The 16,342-nt window shown below is 73.8% G+C and carries 16 protein-coding genes; 9 read left to right on the top strand and 7 right to left on the bottom strand.

Translation table 11 applies throughout. From position 1 onward, the window contains the following. Positions 1 to 2 precede the first annotated feature (2 nt). The 4 genes from IE321_RS27510 to IE321_RS27525 form a co-directional block, all read right to left on the bottom strand. Positions 3 to 1,355 (bottom strand): sensor histidine kinase, encoded by a 1,353-nt coding sequence (locus IE321_RS27510; protein WP_079021948.1) that lies wholly within the window; start codon positions 1,353 to 1,355, stop codon positions 3 to 5. Between the two features lie 59 nt (positions 1,356 to 1,414). Then, a complete protein-coding gene (locus IE321_RS27515) occupies positions 1,415 to 1,684 on the bottom strand; it encodes a hypothetical protein (RefSeq protein ID WP_043222992.1) in 270 nt (89 codons plus the stop codon). A 94-nt stretch (positions 1,685 to 1,778) separates the two neighbouring features. Continuing rightward, a complete protein-coding gene (locus tag IE321_RS27520; RefSeq protein WP_030758121.1) occupies positions 1,779 to 2,060 on the bottom strand; it encodes an Lrp/AsnC family transcriptional regulator in 282 nt (93 codons plus the stop codon). Further along, a complete protein-coding gene (locus IE321_RS27525) occupies positions 2,057 to 2,791 on the bottom strand; it encodes a rhomboid family intramembrane serine protease (protein WP_190224922.1) in 735 nt (244 codons plus the stop codon). Before IE321_RS27525 ends, IE321_RS27520 begins: the two co-directional genes overlap by 4 nt. Before the next feature lie 160 nt (positions 2,792 to 2,951). Here IE321_RS27525 and IE321_RS27530 point away from each other — a divergent pair, with 160 nt between their 5' ends. The 5 genes from IE321_RS27530 to IE321_RS27550 all read left to right on the top strand — a co-directional run bounded on the left by IE321_RS27530 (position 2,952) and on the right by IE321_RS27550 (position 8,414). After that, the gene (locus IE321_RS27530; protein WP_043222996.1) at positions 2,952 to 3,194 is read left to right on the top strand and encodes a hypothetical protein; all 243 of its coding nucleotides are present in this window, start codon (positions 2,952 to 2,954) and stop codon (positions 3,192 to 3,194) included. Between the two features lie 34 nt (positions 3,195 to 3,228). After that, on the top strand, positions 3,229 to 4,593 hold the full coding sequence (locus IE321_RS27535; protein WP_190224923.1) for an NYN domain-containing protein: 1,365 nt from the start codon (positions 3,229 to 3,231) through the stop codon (positions 4,591 to 4,593). Between the two features lie 265 nt (positions 4,594 to 4,858). After that, positions 4,859 to 5,905, top strand: coding sequence for a C40 family peptidase (locus IE321_RS27540; RefSeq protein ID WP_043223002.1), 1,047 nt, complete (start codon positions 4,859 to 4,861; stop codon positions 5,903 to 5,905). 187 nt (positions 5,906 to 6,092) lie between these two features. Further along, positions 6,093 to 7,118, top strand: coding sequence for a C40 family peptidase (locus tag IE321_RS27545; RefSeq protein WP_190224924.1), 1,026 nt, complete (start codon positions 6,093 to 6,095; stop codon positions 7,116 to 7,118). Between the two features lie 72 nt (positions 7,119 to 7,190). Beyond that, positions 7,191 to 8,414 (top strand): hypothetical protein, encoded by a 1,224-nt coding sequence (locus IE321_RS27550; protein WP_190224925.1) that lies wholly within the window; start codon positions 7,191 to 7,193, stop codon positions 8,412 to 8,414. Here the strand turns inward: IE321_RS27550 and IE321_RS27555 are convergent. Then, entirely contained in the window at positions 8,371 to 8,940 is a 570-nt protein-coding gene (locus IE321_RS27555; RefSeq protein ID WP_051841863.1) for a PadR family transcriptional regulator, read from the bottom strand. The genes IE321_RS27550 and IE321_RS27555 overlap by 44 nt on opposite strands. Before the next feature lie 98 nt (positions 8,941 to 9,038). Between IE321_RS27555 and IE321_RS27560 the strand changes: the two genes are divergently transcribed. Continuing rightward, on the top strand, positions 9,039 to 10,394 hold the full coding sequence (locus tag IE321_RS27560) for an MATE family efflux transporter (protein ID WP_229916565.1): 1,356 nt from the start codon (positions 9,039 to 9,041) through the stop codon (positions 10,392 to 10,394). Here IE321_RS27560 and IE321_RS27565 read toward each other — a convergent pair. Then, the gene (locus IE321_RS27565; RefSeq protein ID WP_190224926.1) at positions 10,355 to 11,635 is read right to left on the bottom strand and encodes a glycosyltransferase 87 family protein; all 1,281 of its coding nucleotides are present in this window, start codon (positions 11,633 to 11,635) and stop codon (positions 10,355 to 10,357) included. The two genes, IE321_RS27560 and IE321_RS27565, sit on opposite strands and share 40 nt — an antisense overlap. Positions 11,636 to 11,731: 96 nt before the next feature. Here IE321_RS27565 and IE321_RS27570 point away from each other — a divergent pair, with 96 nt between their 5' ends. Then, entirely contained in the window at positions 11,732 to 12,874 is a 1,143-nt protein-coding gene (locus tag IE321_RS27570; protein ID WP_190224927.1) for a glycosyltransferase family 4 protein, read from the top strand. Between the two features lie 49 nt (positions 12,875 to 12,923). Here the strand turns inward: IE321_RS27570 and IE321_RS27575 are convergent, their stop codons facing one another. After that, entirely contained in the window at positions 12,924 to 14,720 is a 1,797-nt protein-coding gene (locus IE321_RS27575; RefSeq protein WP_190224928.1) for an AMP-dependent synthetase/ligase, read from the bottom strand. Between the two features lie 257 nt (positions 14,721 to 14,977). Between IE321_RS27575 and IE321_RS27580 the strand changes: the two genes are divergently transcribed. Together IE321_RS27580 and IE321_RS27585 are read left to right on the top strand one after the other, a co-directional pair. Continuing rightward, positions 14,978 to 15,745 (top strand): metallophosphoesterase family protein, encoded by a 768-nt coding sequence (locus tag IE321_RS27580; protein ID WP_190224929.1) that lies wholly within the window; start codon positions 14,978 to 14,980, stop codon positions 15,743 to 15,745. Between the two features lie 91 nt (positions 15,746 to 15,836). Continuing rightward, positions 15,837 to 16,277: an SRPBCC family protein gene (locus IE321_RS27585; protein WP_043223022.1), complete on the top strand. Its 441-nt coding sequence runs from the start codon at positions 15,837 to 15,839 to the stop codon at positions 16,275 to 16,277. Positions 16,278 to 16,342 lie beyond the last annotated feature (65 nt).

Consider the following 16,342-nt stretch of genomic DNA (forward strand, 5'->3'; position numbering starts at 1 on the left):
GCTCACTCCTCGAAGACAAGTACGAAAGTGGCGCCGCCGCCCGGGGTCGGGCGGAGCTCGACCGAGCCGCCCCGGTGCCCCTCGGCGATGGCCCGGACGATGGCGAGCCCCAGACCGGCTCCGCTGGTGCGGGCGCCGCGCCGGGCGGTGCCCCGTCGGAAGCGCTCGAAGATCACCGCCGCGTCCTGCTCCTGGACCCCGGGGCCCCGGTCGGCGACGTACAGCTCGATCCGTCCGGCGGCGGTCCGCGAGCCGATCGCGATCCGCGCCCCGGGCACGGTGTGCTGCACCGCGTTCTGCGCCAGCTGCACCATCGCCTGGGTGATCCGCTGGGCGTCCAGCGACGCCTCCCGGTCGGCCACCCCGTCCAGCACCCAGTCCCGGTCGCCGAGCGCCCTGGCCTTCACGAAGACGTCGGCGGTCAGCTCCGCGAGCTGGACGTCCTCCGTGCGGACGAAGTCCGGCCGCTCGGCCTTGGCGAGCAGCAGCAGGTCCTCCACGATCCGGCTCATCCGGTCCAGCTCGTCGGTGACCAGCCGGACGGTCTCGGCGCGCTCGGCCGGGTCGTCGCCCATCAGCTCCAGGTGGCCGCGGACGATGGTGATGGGGGTCCGCAGCTCGTGCCCGGCGTCGTCCACGAACTGCCGCTGGCCGGCGAAGGCGCGTTCGAGCCGGTCGAGCATCGCGTTGAAGGTGGCGGCGAGCGCGGCGATGTCGTCCTTGCCCTGTACCGGGATCCGCTGGGTGAGGTCCCGCTCGGTGAGTTCGGCGGCGGTCGTCCGCACCACCCGCACCGGGGCGAGGATGCGGCCGGCGACGACCCAGCCGATGCCGGTGGTCAGCAGCAGCGCCACCCCGGATATGGCGAGCAGGATGCGGAACGCCTCGTCCGCGATGGCCTGTCGCCGGTCGGCGTGGAAGGCGACGACGAAGGCCGAGGCCGGGCCGCCGGTCTCGATCGGCACCTTCGCCCACCGCACCTCGCCGCGCGCCCGGTCGATCCGGCCCGAGGACTCCGGCGCGGCGGCGACGGCGTCGAGCGCGGGCCGGTCGAGGTGCAGCGGCAGGGCGCTCGGTACGTCCCGGGACTGCCGGACCACCCGCGGCCCGGGGCCGCCGGTGCCGACCAGGCCGAGCAGCTCCTCGTCCGGGTCGGAGTACTGGCGCTGGAGGAAGACCCGCAGCAGCGCCTCCGGGTCGGTGAAGCGGCGGCCGGTCGCCGGGTCGACGCCCTGGGCCACGAAGGTGGCGAACTCCCCGGTCTCCTGGGCGAGCAGCTGGTTGATGCGGTGGTCGGCGTCCCGCAGCAGCAGGGTGCGGGTCACCACGGCGACGGCGGCCAGCGCGACCGTCATGACGAGCAGCAGCCAGAGCAGGATGCGGACGCGGGCGGAGAGACGGTGTTCGGTGCGCTTCACTCGTGGTCGTCATCGTCGTCGTCGCCCGTGGCGGAGGGCCCGGGGACGACGGAGTCGGTGGGCGTCGTCGAGGGGGCCGTCGCGGTCGGGGCCGGTACGGACGGCGTCGGCGGCGGGGCGGGCGGGGTCGGCGTGGTGGAGAGGCGCACGGCGGGCGGGACGCGCGGTGCCGCCGGCTCGTCGGTCAGCGCGTAGCTGGTCGCGGCGATGCCGAGCGGGACGGCGACGACGGCGACGAGGCCGGCCATGCGGTGGGTGAAGGACATGGCGCCAGGGTGGGGCGCGCGGGCGCTCCCCAGGATGAAGCCCGGATGAGGATTCCTTCATCCGGGCTTCCGAGGGGCGGCGCGGGGTCCCGGCTCAGGACTCCAGGCCGATGGCGAAGGCCGCCTCCAGGTCGTGCTGCGAGTAGGTGCGGAAGGCGACGTGCGTGTCGGTGCCCTCGACACCCGGGATCTTGCTGATCCGGCCGGGGATGACCTCGGCCAGGTCGTCGTGGCGCGGCACCCGGACCATCGCGATGAGGTCGTACGTACCGGTCACCGAGAAGACCTCGCTGACGTTGTCGAGCGCGGCGATCGACTCCGCGATCTCGGGGATGCGGTCCACGCTGGTCTTGATGAGGACGATCGCGGTGATCACGGCTGGCTGTCTCCCTCGGTCGCCGCTGCTGGGGATTTCACTCTATCCCCACCCCGGAAGCGCGCCCACGCGTAGAGGAAGCCGACGGAGAAGCCCACGACGTGGGCCAGGTAGGCGACCCCCGGCCCGGCACCGGCGGCCCGCGCGGCCAGCCACTGGAGCGTGAACCAGAAGACGAGCACCGCCCAGGCCGGGAAGCGCAGCGGCAGGAAGAAGAGGAAGGGGAAGAGGCTCGTCACCCGGGAGCGGGGGAAGAGGAAGAGGAAGCCCCCGAGCACCGCCGAGATCGCCCCGGAGGCCCCGACCAGGGTCTGCTCGCTGTCGGCGTGCGCCAGCGCGTAGCCGAGCAGCGCGAGGTAGCCGGTGCCCAGGTAGAAGAGGGCGAACTCGACGTGCCCCATCCGCTCCTCCGCCATCGCCCCGAAGACCCAGAGGAAGAGCATGTTGCCGAGCAGGTGGAGCCAGCCGCCGTGCACGAAGAGCGCGGTGAAGGGGGTGAGCAGGGCGCCGGGGTCGCCCCGGACCAGCTCGGCCGGCACCACCCCCCACCGCTGGAAGTACGCGCTCTGCGCCGCGAGCACCTCGTCGCCGGTGCCGTACGACGGGTTGAGTCCGGAGACGGGGCTGACAATGAAGAGGAGACAGCAGGCGGCGATCAGTCCGTAGGTCACCGCGGGTCCGGTGCGGACGTTCCGGTAGGCGCCCAGTGCCGTGCCTCGCCAGTCGATCATGGACAGATCATGGCCCAAGAGGGACGAAGTGGACAGAGTGCCTCGCCGGGCCGGGCGCCCGCCGGTGAGGCCGTAGGGTTACGGGATCGAGCACCGCAGTCCGACGGCGCACCGCGGCTCCCGTACCTGGTATCACCACGACAGGAAGAAGGACGGCACCATGACGACCGTTCCCCAGCCGACCGCCGAGACCCGCTGGCGCTGCGCCCTGTGCGGCAACCTGACCCGCTTCGACGTGACGCGCTCGTCCAAGGTCGTCGAGTACGTCCATCTGGACCTGGCGGGGGAGCCCAAGGTCGAGGAGCGCGAGGTGCTCAGTGAGACCATCGAGTCGGTCCGCTGCCGCTGGTGCAACGCGGTGGACCAGATCGAACTGGTGGACAAGCCGGGCGTCGAGTCCTGACGGACGGCGCCGACGACAGTAGGGGTGACGGATCGTGGAGCAGTCCGCGCACGGTGACGAACCGGCCGGCGCGGCGGCCGACGCTGCCGAGACGCTCGACCATCCCCTGCCGGAGGGGGTACGGCGGCGGGTGATCGCGCTGGTCGCCGACGCCTTCGGCGGCCTGACCGTCGCCGAGCTGCCCGCCCCCCTGCGCCAGTACGCCCGCTTCACCGCGAGCCGGCGTGCCAAGTTCGCCGGCAACGCGATGGCCGCCGCCCTGGAGGGCGACCCGCTCTTCCGGCAGCGGATCGGCGAACGCCTCAGGCAGGCCCAGCCGGAGCTGGCCGGGGCCGTGGAGACCGGCACCCCGCCCGCCGCAGCCGACCCCGTCGACGTGGCCGCGGCCGCCTATGTGCTGCGCCCGCCGGGCTGGGCCAAGCTGGTGGCCGCCGCGGGCGAGGAGGTCCAGCGCGCCGACGCCGAACGCGCCGACGAGGCGGGCCGGCGCGAGCTGGAGCGGCTCCGCGAGGAGCTGGCCGCCGCCCGCGACCGGACCAGGGACGAGACCGAACAGCTCCGGCACGACCTGGAGACCGTCCGCAAGGAAGCCGAATCGCTTCACCGCAAGCTGCGCAGCGCCCAGAGCGACGTGAAGCGCGGCGAGGCGGCGCTGCGCCGCGCCCAGGCCGAGATCGAGACCGCCCGCTCCGAGTCGGCCGCCCAGGTGTCCGCCGCCGAGAGCGAGTCGCGGCGCCTCAAGGCCCGCCTCGGCGAGGTCGAGGCGGCCCTTGAGGCGAGCCGCCGGGCCGCCCGCGAGGGGCGCTCGGTGGAGGACATGCGGCTGCGGCTGCTGCTCGACACCGTCCTCGACGCGGCCCAGGGGCTGCGGCGCGAACTCGCCCTGCCGCCCGTGTCGGTGCACCCGGCGGACACCGTGGACGCCGTGGAGCCGGGGCGGATGTCCCCGAAGGACATCGCCGCCCGCGCCCTGTCGGAGACCGATCCGGCCCTGCTCGACCAGCTGTTGGAGCTGCCGCAGACCCATCTGGTCGTCGACGGCTACAACGTCACCAAGACCGGCTACCCGACGATGCCGCTGGAGAAGCAGCGGCTGCGGCTGCTCGGCGGGCTCTCCGCGCTCGCGGCCCGCTCGGGCGCCGAGGTCACCTGTGTCTTCGACGGGGCGGAGCTGGCCGCCCCGGTGCTCCTCGCGCCGCCGCGCGGGGTGCGGGTGCTCTTCTCCAAGCCCGGTGTCACGGCCGACGAGTTGATCCGCCAGCTGGTGCGGGCGGAGCCGCCGGGCCGGCCGGTCGTCGTGGTCTCCACCGACCGGGAGGTGGCGGACGGCGTCGCGAAGGCCGGTGCGCGGCCGGTTGCGTCCGCTCTGCTCCTCAAGCGCCTTTCGCGCCTCTCGTAACGACGCGCCCGACTCGCAACTCTTGGGTTCTATGCCCGATTTCTGGAGGGCGGACCGTCAAGTGCCGGTCACGGGCCGTGTGGTGCGTGTAAATAAAGTGCCCTGTGAGCGAGTTTTTTGCTGTCGGGATTTGAACTGATCACAACTTGGTCACTAGGGTCGGGCCTCGAACCTTCGCGCGGTTGATCACCCATCAGGGCGGTCCGTGGAGGAACCGCCTGCCCCTGACCGGCCGGGCGGCTCGAGGAAGAAGGAGCTCGCCTTCGTGGCGTCCCACCGTCGACCCAAGCAGCCGAGCCGCACCCGTGTGACCGTGCTCACCGCGACCGCGGCCGCCGCCGTCGCGTTCTCCGCCCAGACCGGAGCCCAGGCGGCCCCCAAGCCGAAGATCGACGAGGTCAAGTCGAAGGTCGACGACCTGTACCACGAGGCCGAGGAGGCCACGGAGCAGCACAGCCTGGCCGAGGAGCGCCGCGGCAAGCTGCAGAAGGAGATCGGCCAGATCCAGGACCGGGTGGCGCGTGGTCAGCAGGAGCTGAACACCCTCCGGGACCAGATCGGTTCGGTCGCCAGCGCCCAGTACCGCTCCGGCGGCATCGACCCGGCGCTCCAGCTCTTCCTCTCGTCGAACCCCGACGACTACCTGGACAAGGCGTCCGCCATCGGCCGGGTCACCGACCAGCAGGCCGACGTCCTCGCCACCATCCAGGACAAGCAGCGCACCCTCGCCCAGCAGCGCGCCGAGGCCACCGCGAAGCTCGCCGACCTCGAAGAGGTCCGCAAGACGCTGGCCGAGAAGAAGGCCAAGGTCCAGAGCAAGCTCACGGACGCGCGCAAGCTGCTCAGCACCCTCACCGCCGCCGAGCGCGCCCGCATCCAGCAGCAGGAGCAGGAGCAGGCGGAGCGCGCCAGCCGCGCCGCCGGCGACCGCGTCGACCTGGGCAACGAGGTCCCGGCCAGCGGCCTGGGCGCCGCCGCCCTCGCCGCCGCCGCCACCCAGATCGGCAAGCCGTACCAGTCCGGCGAAGAGGGTCCCTACGCCTACGACTGCTCCGGCCTGACGATGTGGGCCTACGGCAAGGCCGGCGCCCGGCTGACCCGCACCACCTACACCCAGCAGAACGACGGCACCAAGATCGGCCGCAGCCAGCTCCGCCCCGGCGACCTGGTCTTCTTCAACGGCCTGTCGCACGTCGGCCTGTACGCGGGCAACAACACGATCCTGCACGCCCCGAAGCCGGGCGCCAGCGTCCGCTACGAGTCGATGAACTACATGGGCACCTTCCAGTTCGGTGTCCGCATCGGCGGCTGACCCGCCCGGCCGTGCCGCCCGAACGGGTGGTTCGCGGCACACCTCGCTGACCTGACGCCCCGCCGGTGACCTTGTGATCTCCGGCGGGGCGTCATTTTTCGTGCCCGGCGCCTTCGTTGGACGGGGTCGAGGGAGCGGCTACTGTCTGCCGCGCCAGTCCCCACGAGCCGAACGGAGCGCGCGAGCCGTGGCCTCCCCCCGCCGACCCGCCCGGGTCACCGTCCTCACCGCGGCCGCCGCGGCCACCGCGGCGGCCTCCCTCGGCGCCATCCCCGCGAGCGCCGACCCGGGCGCCGGCACCGAGGCCACCCGCGCCAAGGTCGACCGGCTCTACGAGGAGGCCGAGCGGGCCGCCGAGGGCTACAACCAGGCGGACGAGAAGGCGGACGCGCTGCGCCGCAAGGTCGGCCAGGCCCAGGACAGCCTCGCCCGCGGCCAGGAGCGCATCAACCGGATGCGGGGCGCCCTCGGCTCCCTCGCCGGCGCCCAGTACCGCTCCGGCGGCCTCGACCCGGCCCTGGTCCTGCTGCTCTCCTCCGACCCGGACAGCTACCTCGACCGCGCCTCCGCCCTCGACCGGGTCACCGCCCGGCAGAGCGCCGCCCTCACCGAGCTCCAGCGGGAGCGCCGCCGGCTCGACCAGGAGCGCGCCGAGGCCCGCACCGCCCTCGGCGAGCTGGAGCGCAGCCGCGCCGAGGTGGCCCGCCACAAGCGGTCCGTGGAGCGCAAGCTCGCCGAGGCCCGCCGGCTCCTCGCCTCCCTCACCGCCGCCGAGCGCGCCGACTACGAGCGGGCCTCCCGCTCCGGCGGGCGCGCCGGCGGTCCGGGCGAGGAGCTGCCGCCCCCGGCCGTCCTCGGCCCGGGCGACTCGCGGGCCGCCGCCGCGGTCCTCGCCGCCCGCAGCGCCGTCGGCAAGCCGTACGTCTGGGGCGCGACCGGTCCGACGGCCTTCGACTGCTCGGGGCTGATGGTCTGGTCGTACCGGCAGGCCGGGATCAGCCTGCCGCGGACCTCGGCCGCCCAGCGGCAGGCGGGCCGCCGGGTGCCGCTCTCCCAGGCGCAGCCCGGCGACCTCGTCACGTACCGCGGCGACGCCAGCCACGTCGCCATCTACGCCGGGAACGGGCAGGTCATCCACGCCCCCTACCCGGGCGCCCGGGTCCGCTACGACCCGGTCAACATGATGTCCGACGTGACGGTGACCCGTCCCTGAACCCGCCCCCGGGCCCGGGCGCCCGGGGCTCCGGCGGGCGCCGGGCCGTCACCCGGTCGTACGATCGGAGGCGTGGCGGAACAGGGGTGGGGTGCGAGACGGCCGGCGGCCGCGCTGCTCGCCCTGGTCCTCGCGCTCGCCGCGCTGGTCGGCTGCGGCACCACCGCCCGCCCCGCCGACCCGGCCCTGCGCCAGGTGCAGGCCCTGCTCGACCGGCACGCCGAGGCCCTCCTGGACCGCGACGAGACCGGCTGGCTCGCCGCCGCGGCCCCCGCGCACCGCGCCGCCGCCCGCACCGAGTTCCGCCGCCTCGCCCGGGTCCCGCTCGCCGGCTGGAGCTACCGCGTCACCGGCGTCGACCGGACCGGCGAGGGACGGCTCACCGCCCGCGTGGAGCGCGGCCACCGCGTCGCGGGCTACGACGCGGGCCCCCTCGAAGCCGGCCGGGTCATGGACCTCGCCGAGCGGGACGGGCGCTGGTACGTGACCGGCGAGCGGCCCGCCGAGGGCGCCCCGGTGCGGCTCTGGGAGCAGGGCGAGGTCACCGCGGTGCGCGGGGCGCGCTCGCTCGTCCTCGGCGTCGGCCAGGACCGGGACCGTCTTGACGAGATCGCCCGGCTAGCCGACCGGGCCGTGCCCGCCGTCGACGCGGTCTGGAGCCCCGAGTGGGCCCGCCGGGTGCTGGTGCTGGTCCCCGGTTCCCTGGACGCCATGGGCGGGCTGCTCGCGGTGGACGGCTCGCAGTACCGGGGGATAGCGGCCGTCACCACCGGCGAGACCGGGCACCGCGCCGGCGCGCCCGCGGACCGGGTGATCGTCAACCCCGAGGCGTACGGCGTGCTCGGCGCGTTCGGCCGGGAGCTGATCCTCACCCACGAGACCGTCCACGTCGCCACCCGCGCCCACACCTCGCCGGCCACCCCGGTCTGGCTCTCCGAGGGCCTGGCCGACTGGGTCGCCTACCGGGGCGGCGCCCGCACCCCCGCCGAGGCCGCCCCCGAGCTGCGCCGGGCCGTGCGGGCCGGGGACGTGCCCGCCGCCCTGCCCGAGGACGCCGACTTCGGCTTCGAGGGCGACGGCGACGCGCTGGCCCGCGCCTACGAGAGCGGCTGGCTGGCCTGCGCGATGATCGCCGACCGCTGGGGCGAGGACCGGCTGACCGCCTTCTACCGGGAGGTGGGCGCCCATCCGGGCCGGGAGGGCGCGGTGGAGAGCGCCCTGCGGAAGGTGCTGGACACGACGCCGGAGCGGTTCACCGAGGACTGGCGGGCGTATCTGCGGGAGCGGCTGGGCTAGGGCGGGCGTCGAGCTCCGCGAGGGCCTCCGCGAGCCAGGTCTTCTCCTCGGTGCCGGTCGCGCGGGCGATCCGGAGCATGCCGCGGCGGAAGAGGTCGGGCTCCGCCTCGACGGTGGCCGGGGCGCCGTCCTCGTAGAAGAAGCTGGCCGGGGTGAGCAGGAAGGTCTGGCGGCGGCGGAGGACGGCGGCCTGCTCGGCCGGGTCGGGCAGCAGGCCGAGGAAGGTCAGCAGGGTGAAGAAGCGCTGGCCGTCGGTGATCTCGACGTCCTTGGGGGAGCGGAGCCGGTCGAGCAGTCCGGCGCGGCCCTCCGGCGTGAGCGAGAGGGTGCGGCGGGGCGCGGCGCCGGTGCCGGGCTCGGTGCGGCTCTCCACCAGGCCGTTCCTCACCAGGCGGTTGATCGCCGGGTAGAGGGCGCCGTCGCTGACCGGGCGGACGTGGCCGCTCAGCGCCTGGATGCGCTCCTTCAGCTCGTACCCGTGCAGCGGCCGCTCGTACAGGAAGCCCAGGATCGACAGCTCCAGCACCGGACGTCCTCCTCCCACGCTTGTCCTCGCTCGTCCCCGCATGCTACCTCTTTTCGTGGTACCTCGAATCGAGGTATCTCGATTCGAGGGGGGGATCTGTGGGGACCACACGGCGGAGCCATCGCCGCACGCTCGTCCGGCTCGGCGGACCGGTCTATCTGGAACTGCTCGCCGGAGTCGCCGCCGGGATCATCAACATGGTCTGGGTCGCCCGGCTCGGCGGGGACGCGGTCGCCGCCGTCGCCCTCGCCACCCACGTCGAGAACCTGCTCCTCGGCGTGGTCCTGATGGCCGGCTCCGGCACCACCGTGCTCGTCGCCCGGGCCCGCGGCGCCGGCGATCCCGGGGCCGTCCGCGCCGCCGTCCGGGGCGGCACGGCGCTGTGCGCCCTGCTCGTCCCGCCCGTCGCCCTCGGCGGCTTCCTGCTCCGCGAACCCCTCGCCGCGCTGCTCCTGGGCGGCACCGGCGACGGCACCGGAGGCGACGGCGTCCACGCCCTCACCGTCGCCTACCTCGCCGTCTCGCTCCCCGGCATCGCCGTCTTCTACGCGGGGAACGTCCTCGACGGCATCCTCAAGGGCGCCGGCGACACCCGCACCCCGATGCGGCTCGCCTTCCTCGCCAACGGCCTGGTCCTGGTCCTCGACCCGCCGCTCATCCACGCGTACGGAGTGCCGGGCGCCGCCCTCGCCACCGTCCTCGGCCGCACCGTCGCCCTCGCCGCCGGCCTGGCCGCGCTCCGCCGCGACCCGCTGCTCGGGGCCGCCCGCGCCGCCGCGCCCACCGGGACCACCGCCGCCGCCCTGCGCCGCACCGACACGACCGGACTGCCGATGGCCGCCGACTTCACCCTGCGGATGGGCGGCACGCTCGCCCTCGTCGCCGTCGTCGCCCGGCTCGGCGTGACCGAGACCGCCGCCTACGGCATCGCCACCAAGGGCATGTACGTCGCCACCATGGCCTTCTACGCCGTGCGCCAGGCCGCCGCCATCCACACCGCCCACCTGCTCGGCACCGGGGCCGGCGGCCGCGGCGCCGTCGCCCGGGCCGCGACCCTGCTCGGGGCCGGGCTGGGGGCGGGCTTCGGCGCGCTGCTGGGCGCGGGCGAGGACGGCGTGATGCGCCTCTTCGGCGCCGGGCCCGAGGTCGCCGGGGCGGGCGCGCTCTTCCTGCGCTGCCTCGCCGGCTACCTGCCGCTCATGGGGGCGTACATCGCCGCCGCCGGGGTCTTCGAGGGCGCGGGGGCCGGCCCGTACCTGGCCAGGATCACCGTCGTCGGCGTCCTGCTCCAGCTGCCGCTCGCCCTCGCCCTGTCAGGGCTCGGACTCCCCGGGATCTGCCTGGCCATGACGCTCGCCATGGCCGGGCAGGGCGGCGCGCTGGCGGTGCTGCACCGCCGTACCGCGCGCGCCGCTCAGGCCGAGCGGGTGAGCACCTTCTCGGGCTCCGGCTGATCCGCCGGGACCGGGATCGTCACCGAACCCGCCTCGGTGACCGTGTGCTTCCACAGGATCCGGCAGGCCATGAGCGTGGCCGCGATCAGCAGGCCGTTGCGCAGGAACAGCACGCCGATGCCCAGCCAGTCGCTCTGCGTCACGTGCGAGAACCAGACCGGGAACTCGAACTGCGTCACCGCCGTCGCCCACAGGATCAGATAGGCCGGCGTCCCCATCCGGCTCGACCGGTAGACCAGGCAGACCGCCGCGACCCCGACCAGCCAGATCATGTACTGGGGGGAGATCACCCGGCTCGTCGCGGTGAAGAGCAGCACCGCGACGAACGCCGCGTCCGCCACCGTCGAGGAGGTGAAGCGGCGCGCCTTGAACCGCCACAGCAGCAGCCAGCCGAAGGCCGCCGCGGTCAGCGCCATCGCGCCCTTCGACACCCAGGACACGTACGGGCCGAGGAACTCGATCGAGCCGTAGTTCATCCGCGCCTCGCCGTCCCAGCCGAAGTGCCGGGCCACGTGGAAGACCATCGCGCCCAGCGACTCGACCTCCGTGCCCCGCTCGCTCTGGAACGAGAGGAAGGCCAGCCCGCCCGGCATCCACACCATGCACAGCGCCAGCACGCCCAGCGCCGTCCCGGCCGCCACCGGCCAGGAGCGCCAGGTCGCCCGGCCCTTCGGGGTGCCCGCGAGGATCAGCGCCGGCCACACCTTGAGCACCGCGCCGAAACCGGCGAGCGCGCCCAGCACGCGCGGGCTGCGGATCGCGGCCAGCAGCCCGGCCACGGCGACGGCGGTGACCATGATGTCGTAGCGGGCGTACGCGGTCGGGCCCATCAGCGGCACCGCCGCCAGCCACAGCCAGGCGCCCCGCATCGTCCGGCCCGGCCGGCCGCCGGTGTACACCAGCAGCGCGAAGACGAGGGCGTCGCAGAGGAAGGCCAGCACGAAGAACGCGGCCGAGTAGTTCAGGAACGGCAGCAGCGCGGGGGACAGGATCGCGAGGGCCGCCGCCGGCGGGTACTGCCAGGTGACGTCGTCCTGCGGGTACGTGCCGGTCTTCAGGACCTCGTACCAGCTCTGGTAGATCTGCTCCACGTCACTGGTGACGTCCGGACCCGGCACCACCACGATCCGGAAGACGCACACCAGGAGGATGATCCTGGTCAGCGCCCACAGACCGAGCGGGAGCCGCAACTCCCGCAGTCGTCCGGCCGTGCGCGAGCCGATCCCCACTGCGCCCGTCATACCTGTCCTGTTCCTGTCCTGTCGGTCCGCTCGCGCGGAGAGGGGTGGTGCCGGGCGTAGGGTGCGATCGCGTGCCATCACGTACTGTCTGTCACGATGCACAAGACCCTGATCGTAACGAACGACTTCCCGCCGCGTCCCGGCGGAATCCAGGCGTTCCTGCACAACATGGCGTTGCGACTGGACCCCGACCGGCTCGTGGTCTACGCCTCCACGTGGAAGCGAGGCCGCGAAGGGGCGGAGGCCACCGCTCTGTTCGACGCGGAACAGCCTTTCACGGTTGTCCGGGACCGCACCACCATGCTGTTGCCCACACCACGCGTGACCGCGCGGGCCACCGCGCTGCTGCGCGAACACGGCTGTGAGTCGGTCTGGTTCGGCGCCGCCGCGCCCCTCGGCCTGATGGCGCCCGCGCTGCGGAAGGCCGGCGCGAAGCGGCTCGTCGCCACCACCCACGGGCACGAGGCCGGCTGGGCCCAGCTGCCCGCGGCCCGGCAGCTGCTGCGGCGGATCGGCGAGGGCACGGACACGATCACCTACCTCGGCGAGTACACCCGCACCCGGATCGCCTCCGCCCTCACCCCGGCCGCCGCCGGACGCATGGTGCAGCTGCCGCCCGGCGTCGACGAGAAGACCTTCCACCCCGGCTCCGGCGGCGACGAGGTCCGGGCCAGCCTCGGCCTCACCGACCGCCCGGTCGTCGTCTGCGTCTCCCGGCTCGTCCCGCGCAAGGGCCAGGACACCCTGATCCGCGCCCTGCCGCGGATCCTGCGGCGGGTGCCGGACGCCGTCCTGCTGATCGTCGGCGGCGGCCCGTACGAGAAGGACCTGCGCCGGCTCGCCGTCGAGACGGGCGTCACCGCCTCCGTCCGCTTCACCGGCGCGGTGCCCTGGTCGGAGCTGCCCGCCCACTACGGCGCCGGCGACGTCTTCGCCATGCCCTGCCGCACCCGCCGCGGCGGCCTCGACGTCGAGGGCCTCGGCATCGTCTACCTGGAGGCGTCCGCGACCGGGCTCCCGGTCGTCGCCGGCGACTCCGGCGGCGCCCCCGACGCCGTCCTCGACGGCGAGACCGGCTGGGTCGTGCGCGGCGAGTCCGCCGAGGACACCGCCGACCGCGTCACCACCCTCCTGCTCGACCCGGAGCTGCGCGCCCGTATGGGCGAGCGCGGCCGCGCCTGGGTGGAGGAGAAGTGGCGCTGGGACCTCCTGGCGGAACGGCTCAGGGAACTGCTGTGAGGAACGCGGAAGGGCCCGGCGCCGGTGCGCCGGGCCCTTCCGCATGGCCTCACTTGCTGTAGATCGCCTCGATCTCGTCCGCGAAGTCCTTCGCCACCACGTTCCGCTTCAGCTTGAGGGACGGGGTGATGTGGCCCGCCTCCTCGGTGAACTGGGACGCCAGGACGCGGAACTTGCGGACCGACTCCGCCTTGGAGACCGCCGCGTTGCCGTCGTCGATCGCCCGCTGGACCTCGGCGAGCAGCTCCGGGTCGTCCCGGAGGGCGGCGGCGGTGGTGCCGGCCGGCTTGCCGTGCTCGGACGCCCAGCGGCCCAGGAACTCCTCGTCGAGGGTGACCAGCGCGCCGACGAACGGACGCCCGTCGCCGACCACCATGCACTCCGCGACCAGCGCGTGGGCGCGGATCCGGTCCTCGATGACCGCCGGGGCGACGTTCTTGCCGCCCGCCGTCACCAGGATCTCCTTCTTCCGGCCGGTGATCGCGAGGTAGCCGTCCTCGTCGAGGGTGCCGATGTCACCGGTGTGGAACCAGCCGTCGGCCAGCGCCTCGGCGGTCGCCGCCTCGTTGTTCCAGTACTCCGTGAAGATGTGCTCGCCGTGCAGCAGCACCTCGCCGTCGTCCGCGATCCGCACCACGGAGCCCGGCAGCGGCTGGCCCACCGTGCCGATCTTCGGGCGGTCCCACGGGTTGAAGGCGGTCGCCGCGCAGGACTCGGTGAGGCCGTAGCCCTCCAGCACCGTGAAGCCGATGCCGCGGAAGAAGTGGCCGAGCCGCTCGCCCAGCGGCGCGCCGCCGGAGATCGCGTACTCGCCGCGCCCGCCGAGGACCGCCCGCAGCTTCGAGAAGACCAGCTTGTCGAAGACCTTGTGCTTGAGCTTCAGGCCGAAGGACGGGCCCTGCGGGGTGGCCAGCGCGCGGCTGTAGGCGATGGCCGTGTGCGCGGCCTTGTCGAAGATCTTGCCCTTGCCGTCGGCCTGCGCCTTGGCCCGCGCCGAGTTGTAGACCTTCTCGAAGACGCGGGGGACGCCCAGGATCAGCGTCGGGCGGAAGGAGGCCAGCTCGTCCGTGAGGGTCTTGATGTCCGGGAGACAGCCCAGGCGGATCGGGGCCATCACCGAGGCCACCTCGATCAGCCGGCCGAAGACGTGCGCGGCCGGGAGGAAGAGCAGCACCGAGGACTCGCCGGTGCGGAAGAGCGGCTTCAGGCGCTCCACCACGTTGCCGCACTCGGCGAAGAACGCGCGGTGCGTGAGCACGCAGCCCTTGGGGCGGCCGGTCGTGCCCGAGGTGTAGACGATGGTCGCCGGGTCGTCCGCGTTCGCCGCCGACATCCGGGCGTCGAGGGTCTCGTCCGAGACCTCCGCGCCGGCCGCCGTCAGCCGCTCGATCGCGCCGTCCTCGATCTGGTGGAGGCCCTTCAGCTCCGGCAGCCCGTCCCGTACGGACTCCACCGCCGCCTGGTGCGCCGCGGACTCCACGAGCGCCAGCGAGGCGCCCGAGTCGCCGAGGATCCACTGGATCTGCTCCGGCGAGCTGGTCTCGTACACCGGCACGGTCACCGCGCCCGCGCTCCAGATCGCGAAGTCGAGCAGGACCCACTCGTAGCGGGTGCGGGAGAGCAGCGCGACGCGGTCGCCCACCCCGACCCCGGCGGCGATCAGGCCCTTGGCCGCCCCGCGCACCTCGGCGAGGAACTCGGTGGCGGTCACGTCCGTCCACACGCCGTCGACCTTGCGGCCCATCACGGCGACGTCTGGGTGCTGGGAGGCGTTGCGGCGGATGAGATCCGTCAGGTTGCCGTCCGAAGGGACCTCGTACAGGGCCGGAAGGCTGAACTCGCGCAAGACTGCTGCTCCTCATCGGGCTCCGGTGCCACGGCTCTGTGTGGGTGCACCGGTGCGGTCCATGATCGGGCAGGTGCTCGTGGGGGTGAGCACGACTGTGGACTGCCCGGACGTTACCCACCAGTACGTGGTTCCCGATAGGGGGTCCCGGCCAGATGTTCCGTGCGTCACACCACTGTGACGGCCCTCTCCGCACAGTAATCCACAGCTTTCCCGACTCCCAAGTAACCGCAGGTCCGACGCCCTAAGGTGGGCACATGCGAGTCCACGTGGTCAGCGACGTGCACGGCAACAGCGACGCCCTCGCCCGGGCGGGCGACGGCGCCGACGCCCTCATATGCCTCGGCGATCTGGTCCTCTTCCTCGACTACGCCGATCACAGCCGGGGCATCTTCCCCGACCTCTTCGGCACGGCCAACGCCGACCGGCTCGTCGAGCTGCGCACCGCCCGCCGCTTCGACGAGGCCCGTGACCTGGGCCGCAGCCTCTGGGCCGGACTCGCCGTCGACCGCGACACCGCCATCGAGTCCGCCGTCCGCCGCCAGTACGCCGAACTCTTCGCCGCCTTCCCCACCCCCACCTACGCCACCTACGGCAACGTCGACATCCCCACCCTCTGGTCCGAGTACGCCGGCCCCGGCACCACCGTCCTCGACGGACAGCGGATCGAGCTCGGCGGCCTGGTCGTCGGCTTCGTCGGCGGCGGGCTGCGCACCCCCATGCGCACCCCGTACGAGATCTCGGACGAGGAGTACGCCGCCAAGGTCGAGGCCCTCGGCGAGGTCGACGTCCTCTGCTCCCACATCCCGCCGGACGTCCCCGACCTCACCTACGACACCGTCGCCCGCCGCTTCGAGCGCGGCAGCCGCGCCCTCCTCGACGCCCTGCGCCGCACCCGCCCCCGCTACGCCCTCTTCGGCCACGTCCACCAGCCGCTGGTCCGCCGGATGCGGATCGGCTCCACCGAGTGCGTGAACGTCGGCCACTTCGCCTCGACCGGCCGCCCCTTCGCCCTGGAGTGGTGACGGGGGCGACACAGGGGCGCGATAGCCTTCCGTCGGCACGTCTGTGCCCCTACGCACGCCCGCCGGACCGCACAGTGGAGGAGCCACCGCGATGGCCGAACACACCAGCTCGAGCATCACCATCGAGGCGGCGCCGGCCGACGTCATGGGTGTGATCGCCGACTTCGCCCGCTACCCCGACTGGACCGGCGAGGTGACCCAGGCGGAGGTCCTGTCCACCGACGACGCGGGCCGCGCCGAGAAGGTCCGGCTCGTCCTCGACGCCGGCGCCATCAAGGACGACCACACCCTCGCGTACACCTGGACCGGCGCGAACGAGGTCAGCTGGACCCTGGTGAAGTCCCAGATGCTGCGCTCCCTCGACGGCTCCTACCGCCTCGCCGCGCTCCCCGGCGACCGCACCGAGGTCACCTACCAGCTGACCGTCGACGTCAAGATCCCCATGCTCGGCATGATCAAGCGCAAGGCCGAGAAGGTCATCATCGACCGCGCCCTGGCCGGCCTGAAGAAGCGCGTCGAGTCCCAGGCCTGAGGAGCCGGGGCCGCGCCGCCGCCCCGACGGGCGCGGCGCCGCCCCGACGGCCGCGCCGCCGCCCC

The organism is Streptomyces hydrogenans (assembly GCF_014656075.1).
In the GTDB taxonomy this organism is placed as follows: domain Bacteria; phylum Actinomycetota; class Actinomycetes; order Streptomycetales; family Streptomycetaceae; genus Streptomyces; species Streptomyces hydrogenans.